The following is a 20,912-nucleotide window of genomic DNA, read 5'->3' on the forward strand; positions in this document are numbered from 1 at the left end:
GCGAAACTATACCGACCTGCCGCTGCTCCTGCCGTCCGTTTCGAAGACAGCCTCGCCGGAAACAGCATCCGTATATCCGCCCTCAAGCTGCTGCAACGTATGCCGGAACCGATCAAGATTGCCCAGCATTTTGGGCCTGGCATCGACCATATGCTGAAACGTGTCCCACTCTCCAATCGAGAAGAAGGCGCCATCTCCCGATTTGATGAGAGCCATTTTTCGCAATCCCTCGAAATTGCGCGGAGCGCTGCTGAACAGTTCGACGAATTCGTCTTCACTACCCGGCTTGACCCGGAAACGGACGCTGTTGAATGCCGTCATGTACGTTCCCCCGTGAAAGAACTGAAAACCTCGAATATGCGAGGCCCTAACGCACCTCGAACCCTTCGAACAGGTGTACAGAAAAATCGGAAGGTTGGCTTCAGTCACCTCTGGCCGAAAGCTCCGTTTCTGGCGCTATTTCGCCAGGAAGAGGATGACGCTCGATCTCAATCGGTACGCCCTTCCGACCGGCAATGAAACGCACTGTTAACGCCGTTCGCGGGTGACAGGATGTTGGCCGCAGTTCGAAGATATAATTTGCGTCTCCCTGTCAGTTGCGGAGGCGAAAATGAACTTGCTTCGGATTGCGCTCTTGTGCACGGCCGTGATCGACCTTGGAATACCGGCCGTTCGCGCTGAGGATCGGCCTGTGCCGCAGAACAATAAAGCCGCAACAGCGCAGCCGCCCGTTCATTGTGAAGGCCAAAATTGTCTGCCGCCGGCGAAAGATCCGGTGCAGGAATGCACCGGCCAGGATTGCACGCCAGGCCCGCCGACTGAACCGGGCCCGGAGATTAAGCAGGCCGACTGAGTAGCATCAGCGGACCATCCGCTCTTTGCAAGGACGGCGCTCACTCAAGGCAACCTTCCGGCCAGTGGCGGCAGATTCTGTTACCTATGTCCCCGGGCCGTACATTGAGTTTAATGGCGCGCCCGAAGAGATTCGAACTCCTGACCCCCAGATTCGTAGTCTGGTGCTCTATCCAGCTGAGCTACGGGCGCGCAACAGGCCATGCTTTGCATAGCCCCGCGATCCGATCCTGGCGACCGGCCGCGATGTGACGTGTTCCCTAGCGACTGAATTTACGAAAAGCAAGCCGATCCTGGCCAAAAGTTTTGCCCGTCATGTTTTGCCGTCATGCGCCGGCCGGCGAAGGCAAGATCACTTCACGCAGCGGCCGAGCCGATATGTCGTCGTCTTGGATCGGTCATTTGCCAATCGGAACGGTCCGTAACGAAACGAGCCGTTGCACGGCGGCCGAGTCGATGGCTCGTAGTCTCGGACCAACCCTTTGTGATTGAAACGATCCGTAACGAAACGGTTCGTTACGCCGGGCGGCGCAGCCCGTTGCGGGCCTGGTCGAGCCGGACCGGCTGGTCGGGAATGGTGACCGCGAATGTGGTGCGGCCGCCGATCGATTCGACCAGCTCCACCGTGCCGCCATGGGCGCGGATCAATTCATGGGCGATCGCCAGGCCAAGGCCGGTGCCACCGCTGCGGGCCGAGCCGCGAAATGCCGCGAACAGGTTTTCGCGCGCCTTTGGCGGCAGGCCGGGGCCGGTGTCGGTGACGACGATGCGGCTGACGCTGCCGATGCGCTCGGCCGATATGGTCAGGCGGCGCACCACGGCGCTCTCGGTGTCCGCCGCCATCGCCTGCACGGCGTTGCGGCTAAGATTGGTGAGCACGCGGAACAGCTGGTCGGAATCGGCGTCGACCTCGAGCACCGGATCGACGGCGTTGACGAATTCGATGCCGCATTCGATGTCGAGCAGGCCCTGGACGTCCTCGACCAGCTGGCGCAGCCGCAGCCTGCGGCGCGACGGCGGCGGCTCCTGGGTGCGGCCATAGGCCAGCACGCCCTCCGAGTAGGACACCGCACGGTCGAGCGCGCGCAGCAGTTTTGGTGCGAAGGCCTGCACGGTCGGGTCCTTGACCTGGCGCAGGCGGTCCGACATCAGTTGCGCCGAGGCGAGGATGTTGCGCATGTCGTGGTTGATCTTCGACACGGCCAGGCCGAGATCGGCCAGGTGCTTCTGCTCGGTCAGCATCTTCTGCAGCCGCTCCTGCATCTGCGACAGCTCGCGTTCGGCGACGCCGATCTCGTCGGCCCGGGCGGCGGGGTGAATGATGCGGCCGGGATCGTCGGGCGCCTCGGAAAAGGACAGCATCGAGCGTGTCATTGTCCTGATCGGGCCGATCATGATCAGGTCTATCGCGGCGTAGACCAGCATGGCGGTGAACAGCGAGATCAGCAGCGAGACGAAGGCGACGTTGCGCGAATAGATCAGCATGGCATTGCGCAGGCGGTGGTCGGGCATGATCAGCTCGAATTCTTTGTCGCTGTCGCCGACCGGCCCGAAAACGCGCAGCATCCGCTTGCCGCCGAAAAACAGCGTGTCCAGCGCGCCGGTCATGCCCTTGATCATGCCGACATTGGCGATATCGATATGCTCGTCGACCTGCGGCGGCATTTCGGCCACGACCAGAAGCCGCGAGACGCCGCCGTCGCGCACGGCGATCGCCTTGGCGCCGATCGCCATCAGTACGTCGTTCTGGGCGGCACGCGACAGCGAGGCAGGTTCGCCCTGTACCAGGACGATCGACACCGCGGCGGCGGTGCTCAGCCTCTCCTTCAGCCAGCTCAGCCTGTAGCTGGCGATCCAGGGCACGAAGATGAGGATTTCGGCCAACAGCACGAAGACGATGGTGAGCAGCAGCAACTTGGTCGACAGGCCGCGCGCCAGCGGCACCCTGCGGGTGGCGGCCTTCGCCTGGGCGATGCTTTCGTCGGTTGCTGGGACTTCACTCATGCTCGTCGTCACGGCTGCCTGTCATCACGGCTGCTTGTCTTAGGGACTGCTCGTCTTCACGATCGCTTGATCGGGCAAGATTAGGCGATTGCGGCTTTTTTGCCAAATTCATCCTTGGTCGAAGCCGGACAAAGGGCCGCAAGGACTTCCCTGCCGGTCCGACAACGCCGGCCCGACACCCTGGATTGACTTCCAAAACCCTTCTTTCTATAAGCCCGCTCACGCTCGGGCCATTCGTCCCGGCGCGGTTTCGATCGCGCCAAAACCGGCCCGGCAAAGCTCCTGTTACAAAGTGACAGAATCAAGAAGGGCCGCACCCCGCGGTATTTAAACAAATGAAGCGTACTTACCAGCCGTCCAAACTCGTCCGCAAACGCAGGCACGGTTTCCGCGCCCGCATGGCCACCAAAGGTGGCCGCGGCGTCGTCGCAGCCCGCCGCAACCGCGGCCGCAAGCGTCTCAGCGCCTGAGCACCAAGCGAGAGACAAGATCGTTGCCCGCAACCGGCAAGCCAACGGGTGCCCATCCCAAGCGGCTTCTGAAGCGCGCGGAATTCCTGGCTGTCCGCCGCGGCGAAAAGCGCCGCGGGCGGCTTTTCCTCGTCGAGGTCCTGGGCCGCGGCGACAGCGAGGCGCCGCGTGTCGGCTACACCGTCACCAGGAAGGTCGGCAACGCCGTCGTTCGCAACCGCATCCGGCGGCGGCTCAGAGAGGCCGTGCGCACGCATGCCGCCGATGACATGGCGCCCGGCAATGATTATGTCATCGTCGGGCGCGAAGACGTGCTTACCACTCCGTTCGGCCAGTTGAAGGCCGAACTCTCCCGCAGATTGCGTGGAACACGATAGGCCAAGGGCTTCGATGGAAAACAACCGCAACTTCTTCATCACCATCGCACTGTCGGTGCTGATCCTGGCGCTTTGGCAATATTTCTATGTGATGCCGCGCAGCGAGATGCAGCGCGAAGCCGCCCGCATCGAAGAGCAGCGCGTGGCGGAGCGGAAGAAGGCCGCCCAAGGCACCAGCCCGGGCGCCAGCGAAACACCGGTGCAGCCGGGCGCCATTCCGAACGCGCCTGGCGGCGAAGCCGTCACCGCGGCCGGCCGCGACCAGGCGATTGCCTCGACCAGCCGCGTCAAGATCGACACGCCGAGCCTCGAAGGCTCGATCAACCTCATCGGTGCGCGCCTCGACGACCTCCGGCTCAAGCACTACACGGAGACGGTCGACAAGACTTCGCCCGAGATCGCGTTGCTCAACCCGGCGTCCCTGCCGAACGGCTATTTCGCCGAGATCGGCTTTTCCGGCACGCCGGATCTGGGCAGGCTGCCCGGCCCTGACACGGTCTGGCAGACCGACGGCAATGCGACTCTGACGCCAGCGACGCCGGTCACGGTGACCTTCACCAATGACAAGGGCCTGACCTTCAAGCGCACCTTCTCTGTCGACAGCCAATATATGTTCACCGTGTCCGACACGGTCCAGAATGGGGGCTCGGCACCCGCGACGTTGTCGAACTATGGCCGCGTCACCCGTTTCGACAAGCCGGCTATCGCCAGCACTTATGTGCTGCACGAAGGCCTGATCGGTGTTACCGGCAGCGAAGGCCTGCAAGAGTACAAATACTCCAAGGTCGAATCGGAGAGAGAATTCAAGCCAGGCAAATCGACCGACGGCTGGCTCGGCATCACCGATAAATACTGGGCGGTGACCCTGGTGCCGCCGAGCGGCCGCGAATTTCAGCCCAAATTCTCTTATTTCGAGTTCAAAAGCGGGCCCCATCCGCACAGCTACCAGTCCGATTTCCTGTCCGATCCGGTCACAATCGCTCCCGGGCAATCGACGACCGTGGAGTCGGAGATATTCGCCGGCGCCAAGGAAGTTTCGACGATCAACGCCTATGAAAAGGACCGTCATATCCGCCAGTTCGATCTGCTGATCGACTGGGGCTGGTTCTATTTCATCACCAAGCCGATGTTCTGGCTGATCGACACGCTTTACAAATTCTTCGGCAATTTCGGTCTGGCGATCCTCGCCACCACCGTCATCGTCAAGGCGCTGTTCTTCCCGCTCGCCAACAAGTCCTATGCGTCGATGGCGAACATGAAGAAGGTGCAGCCCAAGATGCTCGAGATCCGCGAGAAATACGCGGACGACAAGATGAAGCAGCAGCAGGCGATGATGGAGCTCTACAAGACCGAGAAGATCAATCCGCTCGCCGGCTGCTGGCCGGTGGCATTGCAGATCCCGGTGTTCTTCTCGCTCTACAAGGTGCTCTACATCACCATCGAGATGCGGCACGCGCCGTTCTTCGGCTGGATCCAGGATCTGGCGGCGCCGGACCCGACATCGATTTTCAACCTGTTCGGGCTGATCCCCGTTACCTTGCCGCACATGCTGATGATCGGCGTCTGGCCGCTGATCATGGGCGTGACGATGTTCCTGCAGATGCGCATGAACCCGACGCCGCCGGACCCGACGCAGGCGGCGATCTTCACGTGGATGCCCGTGATCTTCACCTTCATGATGGCGGGTTTTCCGGCCGGCCTCGTTATCTACTGGGCCTGGAATAACACGCTGTCGATCCTGCAGCAGGGCGTGATCATGAAGCGGCAGGGCGCCAAGATCGAATTGTGGGACAATCTGGTCGCGCTGTTCCGCAAGAAACCGTCGCCGGCGGAATAGCCGGCGCTCCGACGATGCGAGACCAAAAAGCCCTGGTTCGTCCGGGGCTTTTTGCACAGGCTGCCGGTCTGGATTAAGCGATTGGTACTGCCGGACGGATCGCGCTATTTTGACCTGCCTGGCAGTTGCTCGACGGAGCTCGATATGACCGGACCCAATCCATCGATCAAGCATCCGATCCCGTTGCACACGCGCGTCGGCTTTCTGAAGCCGCTGGTGACGGCGCCGAATATCGAGATCGGCGACTTCACCTATTATGACGACCCTGACGGACCCGACAAATTCGCCGAAAAATGCGTGCTGCATCATTATCCGTTCATCGGCGACAGGCTGATCATCGGCAAGTTCTGCGCCATTGCCGAAGGCGCGCGCTTCATCATGAACGGCGCCAATCACGCCATGTCCGGCTTTTCGACCTATCCGTTCAACATCTTTGGTCACGGCTGGGAGGAAGGTTTCGACCCGGCGACATGGTCGAAGGAGGTGCGTGGCGACACAATCGTCGGCAACGACGTCTGGATCGGCATGGAAGCGGTTATGCTGCCCGGCGTGAAGATCGGCGACGGTGCCATCGTCGCGGCAAAGTCGGTGGTGACGCACGATGTGCCGGCCTATGCGATCGTCGCCGGCAATCCGTCGAAGGTGGTGAAGATGCGCTTCGATGACAGGACCATCCGGCGGCTGCTGGCGCTGGCGTGGTGGCACTGGCCGGTAGAAAAGATCAGCCGCAATCTCAATGCCATTCGTGGCAGCAACATTTTTCTTCTGGAGGCAGCGGTTTGAACGCGTTGAACAAGACCACGATCGGCATCGAATTGTTCACGCGAGCCTGGATATTCATCCGCGGCGTGCCGGCAATGAAATTCCTGCCGCCGGAGGGTCCGCCCGAGATCGCCTTTGCGGGCCGCTCCAATGTCGGCAAATCGTCGCTGATCAACGCGCTGGTCAACCAGAAGGGGCTGGCGCGCACCTCCAACACGCCGGGCAGGACGCAAGAGCTCAACTATTTCGTGCCTGGCGGATTTTCGGGAGAAGGCGCCGATCTGCCGCCGATGGCGCTGGTCGACATGCCAGGCTATGGCTACGCCACGGCACCGAAGGAAAAGGTCGACGAGTGGACGAAGCTCGTGTTCGACTATCTGAAGGGCCGGGTGACGCTGAAGCGCGTCTACGTGCTGATCGATGCCCGCCATGGCATCAAGGCCAAGGACGACGAGGTGCTGTCGCTGCTCGACAAGGCGGCGGTGTCGTATCAGATCGTGCTGACCAAGACCGACAAGATCAAGGCGGCGGGGGTACCGCGACTGGTCGAGGAAACGCTCCAGAAGATCAAGAAACGCCCGGCGGCCTTCCCCTTCGTGCTCGCCACGTCGTCGGAAAAGAGCGAGGGCCTCGAGGAATTGCGTGCGGCGATCGTGCTCGCCGCCAATGGCGGATAGGCCACCGACCCTGGCAGCCTGTCAGGCGGGGCTGGAGGCCCGTTCCTGCTCTGCAAGCTGTTCGGTGCTGTAGGCCTTCAGGAACACATCGACGCCCGACCTGACGATGTGTTCGATCTCGGCCACACTTGGCGCCTTGGTGCGATAGGCGAAAATGCACTGGCGGAAAAGACCGGCCAGACACAGCTCGGTGAACTGATAGGCGGCAAGCTCGACGTCGTCGATCTTCAGCAGGCCGCGTTCGATAGCCATGTTGAGGAAAACGACGACCCTGTCATGGCCACGCTTCGGGCCGCGTTCGTAGAACCGGGCACCAAGCTCCGGGATGCGTTCCGACGCGCCGATCACCGTCCGCTGCGCCAGGATGACCCTCGCGGAAGTGATCTTCATGGACAGCACGATGCCGAACTTCACCAGCGTCTGGCGAAGGTCGCCGATCTGGTCGAGCACCTCATACATGTTCTTGAAAATCGTGCCGCGCTCTTCCTCGATCAGCGCTTCGAAGAGCTCTTCCTTGTTGGCGAAGTAGACATAGATGGTGCCCTTGGACACGCCGGCCTCGCGCGTAATGTCGTTCATCGACGCGGCTTCGAAGCCCTTTTCGATGAAGACACGGCGCGCACCGTCGATGATCTGGCTGCGCTTGACCGGGTCTTGACCCGCGGCCGGGCGGCCGCGCGGCAGGCTGTCCAGCAGATCGCACTGGTCCTTGCCAGCGCCGGGCAATGGGCCTGAATCAGGCAAAGGAGCGGCCTTGGGGGCTTCGGCCATAATGTCACACCTCGTAAAATAATTCGAACCATCCGGTTCGATTGCTCTTGATATGGTCCTCTTTAAGCGCTAAGTCAACGTCGAGATCGAACCGAACGGTTCAGTCTGACAAAATTCAGCGCCAGTTAATTTAGAGAGATATCATGTCCTCGAACGCGCCCACCAGTGCCGAAGTCCGCCCCTTCCCCAGTGCCAAGGTCCAGCCTGCGATCGAAGCGCCGGAAACCCCTCTCAAGCCCGCCGACGTCACCCCGCTGGCTCCCGCCAAGAAGAAGCGCTCGACGCGCTCGATGTTGTTGCCCATCATCGGCCTGGCCCTGCTGGGCGCCGGCGCCTGGTATGGCTATGATTACTGGACCGACGGGCGCTTCATGATCACGACTGACGATGCCTATGTCCAGGCCGACACCGCGTTCATCTCGCCAAAAATCTCGGGTTATGTCGATCAGGTCAAAGTGACCGAGAACCAGCAGGTGAAGGCCGGCGACCCGTTGCTGATCGTCGATGACGGTGACTACAAGATAGCCGTTGCTCAGGCCGAGGCGCAGATCGCCACGTTGAGCAAGACGCTCGACCGCATCGATGCCCAGACCGAGGCGGCGCGCGCCTCGCTCAAGCAGGCGCAGGCGCAGAAGACCGCCGACCAGGCCGCGGCCGATAATGCGAAGCGAGCTCAGGTTCGTGCCGCCCAGTTGCTCAAGACCCGCGTCGGTACCCAGGCCCAGTTGGACGATGCCCAGACGGCGGTCGAGCAAGCCAATGCCGCACTAGCCGGCGCCGACGCGCAGATCGCGGCGGCTCAGGCGAATATCGGCGTGCTCCAGGCGCAGCGGGCGGAATCGGCAAGTACGCTGGGCTCGCTGCAGCTTGCCCACGACAAGGCGGTGCGGGATCTGTCCTTCACCGTGCTGCGCGCACCCTATGACGGCGTGGTCGGCAACCGCTCGGTCGAGCAGGGCGACCTGATCAGCCCCGGACAGAAGCTCGCCGTCATCGTGCCAATGGACAAGCTCTACATCGTCGCCAACTTCAAGGAGACCCAGCTTGCCCGGCTGGTGCCTGGTGAAAAGGTCAGAGTGTCGGTCGACGCGATCGACGGTCAGGACATCGAGGGTACCGTGTCGTCGCTGGCCCCGGCTTCGGGAGCAGTGTTCTCGCTGCTGCCGCCGGAAAACGCCACAGGCAATTTCACCAAGGTGGTGCAGCGCGTTCCGGTTCGCATAGACGTGCCCGCGGATGTGCTGAAGACGGGCAAGCTGCGCGCCGGCCTGAGCGTCGTCGTCGCCGTCGACAGCCGCACCGCGCCTTCGGCATCGAAGTAAAGCGGAACCGGGAGCAAGGGTCATGGCGACCGCAACCCTAACTGCAGGATCGGCGCCGGCGCCAGCCATGCCGGTGCCGGTCGACCACATCTCGACGCGCCGCGTCATCGCCTTCCTGGCAATGGTGTTCGGCATGTTCATGGCCATCCTGGACATCCAGATCGTCTCGGCCTCGCTGGCCGAGATCCAGGCGGGCCTGAGCGCCAGTTCGGACGAGATTCCGTGGGTGCAGACGGCGTATCTGATTGCCGAGGTGGTGATGATCCCGCTGTCGGGCTTCCTCAGCCGGATGCTGTCGACGCGGGTACTGTTCACAATCTCGGCGGCAGGTTTCACCGCGGCCAGCGCGCTGGCGGCGACCGCAACCAATATCGACCAGATGATCGTCTACCGCGCCGTGCAGGGCTTCATCGGCGGCGGCATGATCCCGAGCGTCTTTGCAGCCGCCTTCACCATCTTCCCGCCGTCGCGTCGCGCCATCGTCTCGCCGATGATCGGTCTGGTGGCGACGCTGGCGCCAACCATCGGCCCGACCGTCGGCGGCTATATCAGCCATGCCATGTCCTGGCACTGGCTGTTCCTGGTCAACGTCGTGCCCGGCATTCTGGTGACGACGGCCGCCTGGTCGCTGATCGACTTCGACAAACCCAATCTCAAGCTGTTCAGCAAGTTCGACTGGTGGGGGCTTGCCGGCATGGCCGCCTTCCTGGGCTGCATGGAATATGTGCTGGAGGAAGGTCCCAACAACGACTGGCTGCAGGATCAGGCGGTGTTCATCTGCGCCGTCATCATGACTTTCGGCGCGGTGCTGTTCTTCTGGCGCGTGTTCACCGCCGAGGAGCCGATTGTCGACCTGAGGGCTTTCAGCAATATCAATTTTGCCTTCGGCTCGTTGTTCTCCTTCGTCGTCGGCATCGGCCTCTACGGTCTGACCTATCTTTATCCGGTGTTTCTGGGGCGGATCCGCGGCTACGATTCGATGATGATCGGCGAGGCGCTGTTCGTCAGCGGCCTAGCCATGTTCTTCACTGCGCCGATCTCCGGCATCCTGTCGAACAAGATGGACCCGCGCATCATGATGATGATCGGCTTCTTCGGCTTCGCCACGGGGACCTGGTGGATGACGCATCTCACCGCCGACTGGGATTTCTATGAACTGCTGATCCCGCAGATCCTGCGCGGCTGCTCGATGATGCTTTGCATGGTGCCAATCAACAACATTGCGCTCGGAACCTTGCCGCCGGAGCGGCTGAAGAATGCGTCTGGCCTGTTCAACCTGACCCGCAATCTCGGCGGCGCCGTCGGCCTGGCAGTCATCAACACCGTGCTGATCGACCGCAATGCCTTCCACTACGCCAGGCTTTCCGAGCACGTGCAATGGGGAAGTGCCGCTGCGCAGCAGAAGCTGCAGAACATGACGCTCAACTTCGAGCAGACCGCCGGGCTAGACGCCTCCAAGGCGGCCATCTCCAAACTGTCAGGCATGGTCCAGCAGCAGGCGTCGCTGCTGTCGTTCATGGACGTATTCTTCATGCTGACGGTTTTGTTCGCGACGCTTGGGCTCTTCACCCTGGTGATCCGCAAGCCAGCCGCTCAGGGCGGCGGTGGCGGGGGCCATTGAGGCGCGCTGGATCCCCCGCCTGGCGCCCTCGCGCATGACCCCGAAAAGCGATTTTCGGGGTCATGCGCAAAATCAACCATTACGAAGTCCTCTCGCGCTCCGACAAAGTCAGGGTCGCAGCCGTCCTCACCCGGTCGCCGGCTTGAAGGTCAGGGCAACGCCATTGATGCAGTGTCGCAACCCGGTCGGCGGCGGACCGTCGTCGAATACGTGGCCGAGATGGCCGCCGCAGCGGCGACAATGGACCTCCGTGCGGGTCATGCCCAAAGACCTGTCCACGGTCTTGCCGACGGAATTCGGGATTTCCTGCCAGAAGCTCGGCCAGCCTGTGCCGGAATCGAACTTGGTCTCTGACGAATAGACCGGCAGGCCGCAGCCGGCGCAAGCGAAGATGCCTTTGCGGTGCTCGTTGAGCAGCGGACTGGTGCCCGGGTATTCCGTGCCCTCCTTGCGCAGCACATTGAAGGCCGCGTCGGACAGGATGGCGCGCCACTCGGCTTCGGTCTTGGTAACCTCGAAAGTCTCAGCCGCGCGTGCATCCTGGGCTCCGCCCATGCGCAGCGCGGTGGCGCCTGCGACAACGCCAATGGCTGCCGCACCACTCAAAAGAAGCTCGCGACGGTTCATGGCCATTCCTCCTGTCATTGCTTGTGCCAAATTCGACCGCCACACGGAAATCAAAAGCCGGTGACGATCGCTGTCCTCAAAGCGGGACTCCGCGCCTATCCACATCTTGCGTGAACGGCGCGGAGCGTGCGCAGGGAGGCCCTTAGCGATATCTTCGCCGGCAGCGTGCGTTTGTTACATCTTCGGCAGGAGAACCTTGTCGACGACGTGGATGACGCCGTTGGACTGCTCGACATCGGCGATCGTCACATTGGCGACGTTGCCGTTCTCGTCGGTCACGGTGACCTTGCCGCCGTCGGCCTTGAGCGACAGTTCGCAACCACCGACCGTCTTGACCTTGTGGGTGCCGCCGTCGTTCTTGACCATCTTGGCGACGTCGGCGGCCATCGCTTTGGCGCCGATGACATGGCAAGTCAGGATCTTGACAAGCTTGTCCTTGTTTTCAGGCCTGAGCAGCGTCTCCACCGTGCCGGCTGGAAGTGCCGCAAAGGCCTCGTTGGTCGGCGCGAACACAGTGAAGGGGCCAGCGCTTTGCAGTGTATCGACCAGGCCGCCTGCCTTGACGGCAGCGACCAGCGTCGTGTGGTCCTTCGAGTTGATAGCATTTTCGACGATGTTTTTCTGGGCATACATGGCGGCGCCGCCGACCATCGGATTTTGAGCATAGGCAATGGTGGCGAGCGCGGAAATGGCGACCGTGCCGGCAAGCAAAAGGGTGGCGAATTTACGCATGATTTCAATCTCCTCGGGTTATCGTTCCCCTCATTTGGGAACGCAAGGAGATACGCGATAGAAATGCTGGAGTTTCGCCCTCTCCGCAAAAAAATATTTGTCGCTGCAATTTGCCGGGCTCGGATCGACAGCCGCCAACAAGCTTTGCAGGCGTCTACATCGCGGGAGATAGATTTCAGGTCTGCTTCCCGCGATGAGAAGCGGTCAGATGCTCTTCAGATCGCCCGCTGCGACCACCGGTCCAGTCGGCTGGCCGGTCGGTGAACCGCCGGCCGGCTCAACGCTGACCGCAAGCACGGCGCCTTGCGCCAATTTCTCCTGGACGGCGGGCGGGATGGCCAAATGCGCGGTCGCACCGGCCGGGATGACGCCCATCGACACCGGCGCCTTCTTGCCTTCGATCATCCACAGCTCGAAGTCCTTGCCGGCGGCCCGCTCGCCGGAAACGTGGGAAAGACCGACCTCGTGACGGGCGGCATCGTAGACGACGAGATATTTGACGTCGCTGCCTTCGGCCGCCAGCGAGGCGACAAGCCGCGCCTGCGGCGGCTCGGTGGACGGGCGGAAGTAAGGCACGGCGATGTAGATCGCCAGCGCCGCAATGGCGGCGGCGGCAAGACCGCGCCAGAAGCCAAGGCTCGACCACAGGCCGGCGCGCGGCTCTGCAGCGAAAAGCCGGCGGTCCAATGCTTCCTTGACCCTGATCGGAGGCTCTGTCTCCGGATAGGCGGCGGCCATCGGCGAAAGATGCGCCTCCCAGGCATCGACAAGGCGCGCGAAGGCGGCGTCCGCATCGATGCGGCGCGACGCGATCTCGCGTTCATCGGCGGCCAGAACGCCAAGAACGTATTCGGCGGCGAACAGGTCGTCGCCCCCACGTTCCGGTCCATTGTCGTCAGCCAGCGTCATCTCTCCAGGCATTCTCTCAGTTTCAACAGGCTGCGCCGCAGCCAGGTCCGCATCGTGTTCAGCGGTACGCCATAGCGCTCCGCCAGTTCGGCATAGCTTTTGCCATCCAGATAGGCGCCCCGAACGGCCGCCGCCCGGTCCTTCTCCAATTCCTCGAGACAATGGTAGATGCGTTCGGACTCACCGCCCGCCACGGCCATGGTCTCCGGCCCCGGCGCCGGATCGGCCACGTCGAGCGCGGCATCGATATAGGCGGCAGGCTCTCGCCGCGCCCTGATCCGATCGATCGCATGATTGCGCGCAATGGCCACCAGCCAGGAGATCGGGCTCAGATCCGAAACGGCGAAACGGTCCGCCTTCGTCCATATCTTGACGAAGACCTCTTGAAGCGCTTCTTCAGCATCTCCCCGATCCTTCAATACACGAAGGCAGACGCCGAAAAGTTTCGCGCTGGTCTGCCGGTAGAGCAGATCGAACGCAGCCCGGTCCTTCATCGAAGTCCGGACAATCAGGTTGCTGATGTCCTGCGGCGTCATTCGCCGCCAAATTAGGCGATTGTAATGTATTTGCAACGACTGAAATGGTCTTGCGCACCGGCAGCGCCAGCGTCGATTGCCAATGAAATCGCCGCCCGCTAGCTTGCAATGAGCGGGAGGGCGACCATGTCGATCGAGCGGGTTCTGTGGGAGCATGACGCAACCGGCCAGGCCGCACTCGTGCACAAGGGAGAGATCACACCGCAAGATCTCGTCGATGCGGCGATCGCCCGGGCCGAGGCCACCCTGCCGGAGATCAACGCCATCGCCGAACCGCTTTTTGAGGCGGCGCGGGCGCGAGCGAAAACCGTCGACCACAAGCTGCCGCTTGCCGGAGTGCCCTTTGCGCTGAAGGACCTCGGCATCGCCATGAAAGGCGTGCCGACGCATGGCGGCAGCCGCATCCCAGCTTTCACCCCCGATTTCAGTTCGGTGATGACGGAACGCTATCTGGCCGCCGGCCTGATCCCGATCGCCACCAGCACCGCACCCGAACACGGGCTGAGGCTGGTGACCGAGTCGGTGGCTTACGGCGTCACCCGCAATCCATGGAACACCGCGCATACGACCGGCGGTTCCTCGGGCGGTGCGGCTGCGCTGGTCGCGGCCGGCGTCGTGCCGGTGGCGCATGCCTCGGATGGCGGCGGCTCGATCAGGGTGCCTGCCGCTTGCACCGGGCTGGTCGGGCTGAAAACCTCGCGCGGCCGCGTACCCTTGACGCCGCTCGTCACCGAAAGCTGGTACGGCTTCGTCGTCGACCATGCGTTGGCCCGCTCCGTGCGCGATACGGCCCTGCTGCTCGACCTGACCCACGGGCCCGACCCGCTGTCGCCCTACGCGGCACCCTCGCCGAACGGCAGTTTCACTGCGGCCGCCGGGCGCGATCCGGGCAAGCTCAAGCTCGCCTTCTATCGAAAATCGCCGCTCGGCTTGCCGATATCCGAAGAGACGTTGAAAGCTCTGGATGCGGCGATTGCGCTGGCGCGCGAAGGCGGGCACGGCGTCGAGGAGATCGACCTGCCCTATATCGATCGTGATTTCATCGCCGATTTCGCCAGAACCGTCGCCGCGGCGGTGGCCGGCACGATGCGTGGCGAGGCCTTGCGCGTCGGCCGCTCCATCTCAGGCGACATCGAACGCGCCACGCGCGTGATGAGCCGGTTCGGTGAAATCCTCTCGGCCGGCGAAATCTATGCCGGCCTGCAGCGGCTGCACGCAACCTCGCGCCGGCTTATCACCGAAACCGCGCACTATGATGCAGTGCTGATGCCTGTCATCGCGCACCCGCCGCTCGCCTGCGGCACCATGGACCCGAAAGGCGCCGACGAATTCATCGAGAATGTCCTGGACAGACTGCGCCTCGCCGGCCTGCTGAAGTTCAAGCCGCTATTCGGCCAGCTGATGGACAAGAGCCTGTGGTTCACCCACTGGCCGGCGATCCAGAACGTCAGCGGGCAACCGTCGATCACGCTTCCGGTTTACGTCACCGATGCCGGCCTGCCGCTCGGCGTCCAGGCCGCCGGCCGCCCCGGCGACGAGGAAACGCTTTTGTCGTTCGCCGCGCAGATGGAAAGGATCTCGGGCTGGCTGGGCCGACGGGCGCCGCTGCAGCGGCCGGCATAGGCGGTGATTTGATCGATCGTGACAGCAAAGCCGTTTGCCCCGTCGTCTAATTCCCGCTAAGACGCCGCCGTTCATGCCAAGCTGGGATCCACGCCGATGACGGATGTCGCCGCCACCGCCGAAATGCAGGCCGCGCTGCTTTCAAGGGCGCTGCCCTACATGCAGCGCTACGAGAACAAGACGGTCGTGGTGAAATATGGCGGCCACGCGATGGGCGACATCGCGCTCGGCAAGGCTTTCGCCCGCGACATCGCACTTTTGAAACAATCCGGCGTCAACCCGATCGTCGTGCATGGCGGCGGGCCGCAGATCGGCGCCATGCTCGCCAAGATGGGCATCGAATCCAAATTCGAGGGCGGCTTGCGCGTCACCGACCAGAAAACCGTCGAGATTGTCGAGATGGTGCTGGCCGGGTCGATCAACAAGGAGATCGTCGCGCTGATCAATGCCGAGGGCGAGTGGGCGATCGGCCTGTGCGGCAAGGACGGCAACATGGTGTTTGCCGAAAAGGCACGAAAGACCATGATCGATCCGGATTCCAACATCGAACGGGTGCTCGACCTGGGCTTCGTTGGTGAGCCTGTCGAGGTCGACCGCACATTGCTCGACCTCCTGGCGCGGTCCGAAATGATCCCGGTGCTGGCGCCGGTGGCGCCCGGCCGCGACGGCCATACCTACAACATCAACGCCGACACTTTTGCCGGCGCCATCGCCGGCGCCTGCCAGGCGACGCGCCTGCTGTTCCTTACCGACGTGCCCGGCGTGCTCGACAAGGACAAGAAGCTGATCGACGAGCTGACCGTGGCCGAGGCCAAGGCCCTGATCAAGGACGGCACGGTCTCGGGCGGCATGATCCCCAAAGTCGAGACCTGCATCGAGGCAATCGAGCGCGGCGTCGCAGGCGTCGTCATCCTCAACGGCAAGACGCCGCATGCGGTGCTGCTCGAGCTGTTCACCGAACACGGCGCCGGCACGCTGATCGTGCCGTGAGGCCGGGTGTCTGAGGGGCTCATGCGTTTGGCGAAATAGCGGTCACGGACTTACGCGGCAGGCGTTCGACAACCATCGATTCCTCTTCCTCGTCTTGCGGCGCGCCCCAGAATTCGGCGAGCGTCGGGCCATTTTTGAGGCGGCGGTCGCGGACCAGAAAGCCCCAGACTTCGCGAAACCAGACGCGGCGGCCCATTCTGGTGTACCAGCGCATCGAATGCCGTTGCTCCGGATCCTTGTGGAACAGGATGCGCGCCAAGGCCTTGGGCCGCGACTGCACCGCCAGTTCGATCAGCTTGACGGCGAAGAACAGCATCCACGGCTTGAGGCGGGTCATCCGCAGGACCTGATGCTTGTAGTCCCACAGGCGGGCGTCCAGCTGGATCACCTTGCGGTCCTTGGCAATCCTGAAGAACGGCGTCCAGCGATGCGGCGTCACATAGAGCGCCTGGATCTGGTCGGGGTCATAAGCGATCAGCTGGCGGAAGCCGCGCCAGAGGTCGCGCAAACTTTCGTCCTCGAAACCGGCCACCCAGGTCGCCATCGACAAGATGCCGTTGAGGCGCAGCAGCCGTATCGCCTCGCGGTCGGACGAGGTGCTGCCGCCCTTGCGGATCAATGCAAGCGTCCGCTCGTCGGTGTTTTCCATGCCAAGCAGCCAGCGGATGACGCCGGCCCGGCGATAGAGATGCAGGCTGTCGGCGTCGCGGACGATGTCGTCGGCGCGGGTGGAGCCGACGATCAGCACCGGCACATTCTCGGCGATCATCGCATCGAGAAAGGCGCGCCAGGCTTTTTTGGACGACGTCGGGTTCTCGTCGGCAAGGTTGATCAGCTCGACGCCATGCTCGCGGTATAGCCAGGCAATCTCCCGCGCGAACTTCCCGGGGTCGCGGTGCCGCCAGCGCGTCCAGAAGCCGCGCTGGCCGCAATAGTTGCACAGATGCGGACAGCCTCGCGAGAACTGCATGACCACCGCGCGCTTGCCTCCCCAATAGCTGTAGCGACTGAGGTCGATCAGTTCCCAGCCGATGCGGTAGTCGTCCAGGTTGGCGATCGTTCTTGCCGGCTTGGTGGCAAAGGGCTGGCGCAAATCGTCAGGAAAGGCGATGCCCGCCACATCCGACAGCGGCTTGCGGTTTTCAAGCGCTTCGACCAGCGCGACGATGGTCGCCTCGCCCTCGCCACGAACGATGAAGTCGAAGACATTCGTTTCAGCCAGTATGTCGCGCCAGTGATAGGTCGGAAACACGCCGCCATAAATCAGGATTGCCGCCGGATCGATGTGCTTGACCATGCCGGCGATCAGCAGGGCTGTCGGATGCGCAGACGTCGAGCCGGAATGGCCGATCAGAATACAGTGGGGATGATCGCTCAACGCGTCCCGGACCAGCGTGGCAAGCGCCATCGGCCCGAATTCGGCGTCCACAAGCCGCACTTGATGTCCCGCGTCGATCAGCGGACCGCCCAGTGCCAGCAAACCGAGCGGCGGCAGATGGTCGTCCGGCACGCGGCTGCCGATAGCTGTATGTGGCGGATTGATCAGGACGATTTTCATGGCGGACCTTATGCAATGGCGGTCCGCATGTCGTAGTCGGCGATCTAGCTCTGGAGATTGGCTCGATTCAGCAGTTCGTGTGCAGCTTTTCCGCAGAAATGCCTATCGTCTGAGATGTGCAAGCGGGACATGGCCTGGCCCCTTGATGTTCTGCAGCACAAGCTGCGTGTGTACGTCGCGCACGCCTTCGAGCCGCATCAGCCGGTGCATGACGAAGGCATTGAGTTCGTCGACCGACGGCACCATGACATGCAGCAGGAAATCGTAGTCTCCAGTCATCGTCCAGCACGACGACACCTCGTCCATGCGCTGCACGGCGGCGATAAAGTTTTCGGGCGAGCCGTCGCTGTGGGTTACGAGGCGCACCTGGATGAACACCTCGACCATCAGCCCGACGGCGCGGCGGCTGAGCACCGCAGCGAAGCCCTTTATGATGCCCGCCTGCTGAAGGGCCTCGAAGCGCCGCGCGCAAGGTGTCGTCGACAGGCCGATCTCCTGCGCCAATTCGGAGACCGGCTTGCGCCCGTCGCGCTGCAGGATGTCGAGCATCTTGATCTCGAATTCGTCAAACTGAGGCATTTTCACTCTCCCAAAGCTCGATCGTGGAGCCTTTTACCTCCAACCCTGCGTTTGAGCCACCATCAAAGCTGATTTGCCTCGCGCCATCCGGCTAGAATTTCCGGCAATCCGCTGATCATGATTTCCAGGGAGAGCAAGCCATGACAATGAACGTTGCCGACTATGCCCGCGAATGCGCGGCGCGAGGTCTTCGCGGCGATTATTCGGTCTGCCGTGCCGATTTCACCGTGGCGCAGGGCTACAATTATAACGACGAAGAACAGGCGGTGTGGCGCACACTGTGCGACCGCCAGACGAAGCTGACCAGGAAGCTCGCCCATCATTCCTATCTCGATGGCGTTGCGGCGCTCGGCCTTCTCGACAAGATCCCGGATTTCGGTGCGGTCAGCGAGAAGCTGCGCAAGTTCACCGGCTGGGAGATCGTCGCCGTGCCGGGGCTCATCCCCGCCCAGCCGTTCTTCGACCACCTCGCCAACCGCCGCTTCCCGGTCACCAACTGGCTTCGAACCCAAAAGGAGCTCGACTACATCGTCGAGCCCGACATGTTCCACGATTTCTTCGGTCACGTGCCGATCCTGACGCAGCCGGTCTTTGCCGACTTCATGCAGATGTATGGCAAAAAGGCCGATAGCGTGATTGCGCTCGGCGGCGACGAGATGATCACCAGGCTTTACTGGTACACCGTCGAATACGGGCTGATACGCGAGCCGGGCCAGCCGCTGAAGGCTTTCGGCGCCGGGCTGATGTCATCCTTCACGGAGCTTCAGTTCGCGGTCGAAGGCGGCGAGGCGCACCATGTCCCGTTCGACCTGGAAACCGTGATGCGCACCGGCTACGAGATCGACAAGTTCCAGCGTGCCTATTTCGTGCTGCCGTCGTTCGACGCCCTGCGTGATGCTTTCGAGACCGCCGATCTTGCGGCGATCGTGGCGCGCCGCAAAGGCGAGCCAGCGCTCGACCCGGCGAGCCTATAGGCTGTCGGCTGTTTCCAAAGCCTCGGCCTTCAGCCGGGCCAGCTGGTCGCGCTGAAGGTCGAGCGACGCCGTGACGAAGCGCAGGATCGTGGCGAGTTCAGTGTCGCTGAATGTGGCGATCACCTTTTCCCCCTCCTGCGCGATCGCGCCATAATAGCGCGTCGATAGTTCTCGCGTGAGTTCCGTCGCCTCTATGACCACCTTGCGCCTGTCCTCGAGGCTGCGCGTTCGTGTCAGCAGGCCGCGTGCCTCCAGCCGGTCGATCAGCGCGGTGACCGCGGCCGGCGTCAACCCTGTTGCGGCCGCGACCTCGCCAGCCGATCGCGGGCCGCCATAGAGCAGCGCCAGGCAATGGCGTTCCGCCATACTCAGCCCAAGCTTATCGCCCACTGCCTCGTCATAAGCCTGCGTCGCGTCCTGCCAGCCCATAATGGCAAGGCTGACGGCGGTCTTCATGTCGGCCCGATTCATGTTTGACGAATTTATTTCGATCATCTAACTATCAATTTGCATAACATTACCGCCATTATAGTAATATGCTGCATCAGGCGCAAGGCAAAGGCCTGTCGCAGCCTGCAAGGAGTGAAACATGAATCAGACCCCAACGCGCGGCCCATTCACACCGGCCGAGGAGTTCAGATATGCCAAGCTGGCGATGGAGTGGTATGGCTGGGGCTCTCCCATTGGCCTTGGCATCGCTCTGGTGGCGCTGGCGGCGGCCGCCCTGCTGTTCCGCATCGCCATCGTCGGATTTTGACAGTCTGGCAGCGGCGCGGTTGAATGCAGCAGAAGGCTTAGGGCCGAGCTCAGGCGGCTTCGGAAATATCGCGGTCGATGATCGACAGATTCCGGCCGCGATGCTTGGCCTCGTAGAGCCGCTGGTCGGCGGCGCGCATTAGCTCCGACACTGCGGCGTCTCTGCCGCAGGTGATGCCGCCAATACTGACTGTCAGCGGAACCGTTCGTTCGTCGACGGGCCGGAAACGGATACGCTCGACTTCACGGCGGATGCGCTCGGCGATGCGCCTGGCCTCGTGTTCGGTGGCACCAATCAGAAGGGCGCAGAATTCCTCGCCGCCGATGCGGCCAAGCACGTCGCCGCTGCGCACGCCACGCTCTATCGCGTTTGCAATCAGGAGCAGCGCATCGTCGCCGATCAGATGGCCGTAGCTGTCGTTGATGGTCTTGAAATGGTCGGCATCGACGATCAGCAATGCCCCGCGATCGGATTTGCGCCGGGAGCCGTCGAGAGCGGCAAAGAAACTTTCGCGGTTGAGCATGCCGGTCATGTCGTCGCGGCTCGCCTTTTCCGCCAAGCGCCTGTGTGCGGCGGCGAGTTGGGCATGGGCGCGGGCGAGCTCGCGATGCGCGGTCTGCAACCTTTCGCCCTGCCAGAACGTATAGGCGCCGACGCTCCAGGCCAGCGCGAGCGGGCACACGGTGGATGTCAGCCAGATGGTGCGATTGATCGGAAACCCCATTGCCGGCACGACGATCAGCGTCAGCAAAAGCGAGACCGCGACGGAGGCGAAAGCGATGGCGGCAGACTTTAGAAATATGCGATTCATCGCTTGCTCCCACTGGTCCGTCTTGGTTCCAGCAAAGCGCTGAATGTCACCTTTCGGCGATGCTTAAGATTTTAATCATGGCGCCATTTTTACCACCCAGGGCGCGCATAGGTTGTGGATAAA

General features: G+C 62.4%; 22 protein-coding genes and 1 tRNA gene. 11 read left to right on the plus strand and 12 right to left on the minus strand.

Annotated features, from left to right (window positions below; translation table 11 throughout):
- Positions 1–6: 6 nt before the first annotated feature.
- The 3 genes from NKI72_RS07785 to NKI72_RS07795 form a co-directional block, all read right to left on the minus strand.
- Positions 7–321, minus strand: a complete 315-nt coding sequence (locus tag NKI72_RS07785) for an antibiotic biosynthesis monooxygenase family protein (protein ID WP_352619465.1) — start codon at positions 319–321, stop codon at positions 7–9.
- A 646-nt stretch (positions 322–967) separates the two neighbouring features.
- Positions 968–1,044, minus strand: a tRNA-Arg gene (locus NKI72_RS07790).
- Between the two features lie 324 nt (positions 1,045–1,368).
- A complete protein-coding gene (locus NKI72_RS07795) occupies positions 1,369–2,856 on the minus strand; it encodes an ATP-binding protein (RefSeq protein ID WP_023677495.1) in 1,488 nt (495 codons plus the stop codon).
- A gap of 335 nt (positions 2,857–3,191) precedes the next feature.
- Between NKI72_RS07795 and rpmH the strand changes: the two genes are divergently transcribed.
- The 5 genes from rpmH (at position 3,192) to yihA (ending at position 6,979) form a co-directional block, all read left to right on the plus strand.
- Positions 3,192–3,326: a 50S ribosomal protein L34 gene (gene rpmH / locus NKI72_RS07800; RefSeq protein ID WP_008833937.1), complete on the plus strand. Its 135-nt coding sequence runs from the start codon at positions 3,192–3,194 to the stop codon at positions 3,324–3,326.
- 23 nt (positions 3,327–3,349) lie between these two features.
- Complete coding sequence (gene rnpA, locus NKI72_RS07805) at positions 3,350–3,703, plus strand: ribonuclease P protein component (RefSeq protein WP_352539960.1); 354 nt, start codon at positions 3,350–3,352, stop codon at positions 3,701–3,703.
- 13 nt (positions 3,704–3,716) lie between these two features.
- Entirely contained in the window at positions 3,717–5,540 is a 1,824-nt protein-coding gene (gene yidC / locus NKI72_RS07810) for a membrane protein insertase YidC (protein WP_352832647.1), read from the plus strand.
- 144 nt (positions 5,541–5,684) lie between these two features.
- A complete protein-coding gene (locus NKI72_RS07815; protein ID WP_352682273.1) occupies positions 5,685–6,323 on the plus strand; it encodes a CatB-related O-acetyltransferase in 639 nt (212 codons plus the stop codon).
- On the plus strand, positions 6,320–6,979 hold the full coding sequence (gene yihA / locus NKI72_RS07820) for a ribosome biogenesis GTP-binding protein YihA/YsxC (RefSeq protein ID WP_352472343.1): 660 nt from the start codon (positions 6,320–6,322) through the stop codon (positions 6,977–6,979). Before NKI72_RS07815 ends, yihA begins: the two co-directional genes overlap by 4 nt.
- 21 nt (positions 6,980–7,000) lie before the next feature.
- Here yihA and NKI72_RS07825 read toward each other — a convergent pair whose 3' ends face one another.
- Positions 7,001–7,750 (minus strand): TetR/AcrR family transcriptional regulator, encoded by a 750-nt coding sequence (locus NKI72_RS07825; protein ID WP_352832650.1) that lies wholly within the window; start codon positions 7,748–7,750, stop codon positions 7,001–7,003.
- Between the two features lie 143 nt (positions 7,751–7,893).
- On the opposite strand from NKI72_RS07825, the gene NKI72_RS07830 reads away from it, so the two are divergent.
- Positions 7,894–9,072, plus strand: a complete 1,179-nt coding sequence (locus NKI72_RS07830) for an HlyD family secretion protein (RefSeq protein ID WP_352819580.1) — start codon at positions 7,894–7,896, stop codon at positions 9,070–9,072.
- Between the two features lie 67 nt (positions 9,073–9,139).
- The gene (locus tag NKI72_RS07835; RefSeq protein WP_245274730.1) at positions 9,140–10,693 is read left to right on the plus strand and encodes a DHA2 family efflux MFS transporter permease subunit; all 1,554 of its coding nucleotides are present in this window, start codon (positions 9,140–9,142) and stop codon (positions 10,691–10,693) included.
- A gap of 126 nt (positions 10,694–10,819) precedes the next feature.
- Here the strand turns inward: NKI72_RS07835 and msrB are convergent, their stop codons facing one another.
- From msrB to NKI72_RS07855, 4 genes are all read right to left on the minus strand, one after another.
- Positions 10,820–11,320: a peptide-methionine (R)-S-oxide reductase MsrB gene (gene msrB / locus NKI72_RS07840; protein WP_352615007.1), complete on the minus strand. Its 501-nt coding sequence runs from the start codon at positions 11,318–11,320 to the stop codon at positions 10,820–10,822.
- A gap of 174 nt (positions 11,321–11,494) precedes the next feature.
- Complete coding sequence (locus tag NKI72_RS07845; protein ID WP_352539955.1) at positions 11,495–12,052, minus strand: fasciclin domain-containing protein; 558 nt, start codon at positions 12,050–12,052, stop codon at positions 11,495–11,497.
- A 204-nt stretch (positions 12,053–12,256) separates the two neighbouring features.
- Positions 12,257–12,961, minus strand: a complete 705-nt coding sequence (locus NKI72_RS07850; protein ID WP_352472348.1) for an anti-sigma factor — start codon at positions 12,959–12,961, stop codon at positions 12,257–12,259.
- Entirely contained in the window at positions 12,958–13,497 is a 540-nt protein-coding gene (locus NKI72_RS07855) for a sigma-70 family RNA polymerase sigma factor (protein WP_352540035.1), read from the minus strand. The genes NKI72_RS07850 and NKI72_RS07855 overlap by 4 nt, the downstream gene beginning before the upstream one ends.
- Before the next feature lie 126 nt (positions 13,498–13,623).
- Between NKI72_RS07855 and NKI72_RS07860 the strand changes: the two genes are divergently transcribed.
- Both NKI72_RS07860 and argB read left to right on the plus strand, forming a co-directional pair.
- Positions 13,624–15,120 carry an amidase gene (locus NKI72_RS07860; protein WP_352472349.1) on the plus strand — a complete coding sequence of 499 codons (1,497 nt, stop codon included), beginning with the start codon at positions 13,624–13,626 and terminating at the stop codon, positions 15,118–15,120.
- 96 nt (positions 15,121–15,216) lie between these two features.
- Positions 15,217–16,110 (plus strand): acetylglutamate kinase, encoded by an 894-nt coding sequence (gene argB, locus NKI72_RS07865; protein WP_352472350.1) that lies wholly within the window; start codon positions 15,217–15,219, stop codon positions 16,108–16,110.
- 19 nt (positions 16,111–16,129) lie between these two features.
- Here argB and bchE read toward each other — a convergent pair whose 3' ends face one another.
- On the minus strand, positions 16,130–17,668 hold the full coding sequence (gene bchE, locus NKI72_RS07870; RefSeq protein WP_352832655.1) for a magnesium-protoporphyrin IX monomethyl ester anaerobic oxidative cyclase: 1,539 nt from the start codon (positions 17,666–17,668) through the stop codon (positions 16,130–16,132).
- A gap of 102 nt (positions 17,669–17,770) precedes the next feature.
- Positions 17,771–18,247 carry an Lrp/AsnC family transcriptional regulator gene (locus NKI72_RS07875; protein ID WP_352455982.1) on the minus strand — a complete coding sequence of 159 codons (477 nt, stop codon included), beginning with the start codon at positions 18,245–18,247 and terminating at the stop codon, positions 17,771–17,773.
- A 140-nt stretch (positions 18,248–18,387) separates the two neighbouring features.
- Between NKI72_RS07875 and phhA the strand changes: the two genes are divergently transcribed.
- Complete coding sequence (gene phhA, locus NKI72_RS07880) at positions 18,388–19,221, plus strand: phenylalanine 4-monooxygenase (protein ID WP_352615014.1); 834 nt, start codon at positions 18,388–18,390, stop codon at positions 19,219–19,221.
- Here the strand turns inward: phhA and NKI72_RS07885 are convergent.
- Positions 19,216–19,716: a MarR family winged helix-turn-helix transcriptional regulator gene (locus NKI72_RS07885; protein ID WP_352850026.1), complete on the minus strand. Its 501-nt coding sequence runs from the start codon at positions 19,714–19,716 to the stop codon at positions 19,216–19,218. The genes phhA and NKI72_RS07885 overlap by 6 nt on opposite strands.
- A 94-nt stretch (positions 19,717–19,810) precedes the next feature.
- On the opposite strand from NKI72_RS07885, the gene NKI72_RS07890 reads away from it, so the two are divergent.
- Complete coding sequence (locus NKI72_RS07890; protein WP_352472352.1) at positions 19,811–19,978, plus strand: hypothetical protein; 168 nt, start codon at positions 19,811–19,813, stop codon at positions 19,976–19,978.
- 49 nt (positions 19,979–20,027) lie between these two features.
- Here NKI72_RS07890 and NKI72_RS07895 read toward each other — a convergent pair whose 3' ends face one another.
- Entirely contained in the window at positions 20,028–20,789 is a 762-nt protein-coding gene (locus NKI72_RS07895) for a GGDEF domain-containing protein (RefSeq protein WP_023677477.1), read from the minus strand.
- Between the last annotated feature and the right edge of the window lie 123 nt (positions 20,790–20,912).

Origin of the sequence: Mesorhizobium sp. M0437 (assembly GCF_040321335.1) — a bacterium.
Classification (GTDB): domain Bacteria; phylum Pseudomonadota; class Alphaproteobacteria; order Rhizobiales; family Rhizobiaceae; genus Mesorhizobium.

Excerpts from the sequence above, each read along its gene's own strand:
- NKI72_RS07785 (WP_352619465.1), bottom strand. The coding sequence starts at position 321 with ATGACGGCATTCAACAGCGTCCGTTTCCGGGTCAAGCCGGGTAGTGAA.
- NKI72_RS07795 (WP_023677495.1), bottom strand. The coding sequence starts at position 2,856 with ATGAGTGAAGTCCCAGCAACCGACGAAAGCATCGCCCAGGCGAAGGCC.
- rpmH (WP_008833937.1), top strand. The coding sequence starts at position 3,192 with ATGAAGCGTACTTACCAGCCGTCCAAACTCGTCCGCAAACGCAGGCAC.
- yidC (WP_352832647.1), top strand. The coding sequence starts at position 3,717 with ATGGAAAACAACCGCAACTTCTTCATCACCATCGCACTGTCGGTGCTG.
- NKI72_RS07815 (WP_352682273.1), top strand. The coding sequence starts at position 5,685 with ATGACCGGACCCAATCCATCGATCAAGCATCCGATCCCGTTGCACACG.
- NKI72_RS07825 (WP_352832650.1), bottom strand. The coding sequence starts at position 7,750 with ATGGCCGAAGCCCCCAAGGCCGCTCCTTTGCCTGATTCAGGCCCATTG.
- NKI72_RS07830 (WP_352819580.1), top strand. The coding sequence starts at position 7,894 with ATGTCCTCGAACGCGCCCACCAGTGCCGAAGTCCGCCCCTTCCCCAGT.
- NKI72_RS07835 (WP_245274730.1), top strand. The coding sequence starts at position 9,140 with ATGCCGGTGCCGGTCGACCACATCTCGACGCGCCGCGTCATCGCCTTC.
- msrB (WP_352615007.1), bottom strand. The coding sequence starts at position 11,320 with ATGAACCGTCGCGAGCTTCTTTTGAGTGGTGCGGCAGCCATTGGCGTT.
- NKI72_RS07845 (WP_352539955.1), bottom strand. The coding sequence starts at position 12,052 with ATGCGTAAATTCGCCACCCTTTTGCTTGCCGGCACGGTCGCCATTTCC.
- NKI72_RS07850 (WP_352472348.1), bottom strand. The coding sequence starts at position 12,961 with ATGACGCTGGCTGACGACAATGGACCGGAACGTGGGGGCGACGACCTG.
- NKI72_RS07855 (WP_352540035.1), bottom strand. The coding sequence starts at position 13,497 with ATGACGCCGCAGGACATCAGCAACCTGATTGTCCGGACTTCGATGAAG.
- NKI72_RS07860 (WP_352472349.1), top strand. The coding sequence starts at position 13,624 with ATGTCGATCGAGCGGGTTCTGTGGGAGCATGACGCAACCGGCCAGGCC.
- argB (WP_352472350.1), top strand. The coding sequence starts at position 15,217 with ATGACGGATGTCGCCGCCACCGCCGAAATGCAGGCCGCGCTGCTTTCA.
- bchE (WP_352832655.1), bottom strand. The coding sequence starts at position 17,668 with ATGAAAATCGTCCTGATCAATCCGCCACATACAGCTATCGGCAGCCGC.
- NKI72_RS07875 (WP_352455982.1), bottom strand. The coding sequence starts at position 18,247 with ATGCCTCAGTTTGACGAATTCGAGATCAAGATGCTCGACATCCTGCAG.
- phhA (WP_352615014.1), top strand. The coding sequence starts at position 18,388 with ATGACAATGAACGTTGCCGACTATGCCCGCGAATGCGCGGCGCGAGGT.
- NKI72_RS07885 (WP_352850026.1), bottom strand. The coding sequence starts at position 19,716 with ATGATCGAAATAAATTCGTCAAACATGAATCGGGCCGACATGAAGACC.
- NKI72_RS07890 (WP_352472352.1), top strand. The coding sequence starts at position 19,811 with ATGAATCAGACCCCAACGCGCGGCCCATTCACACCGGCCGAGGAGTTC.
- NKI72_RS07895 (WP_023677477.1), bottom strand. The coding sequence starts at position 20,789 with ATGAATCGCATATTTCTAAAGTCTGCCGCCATCGCTTTCGCCTCCGTC.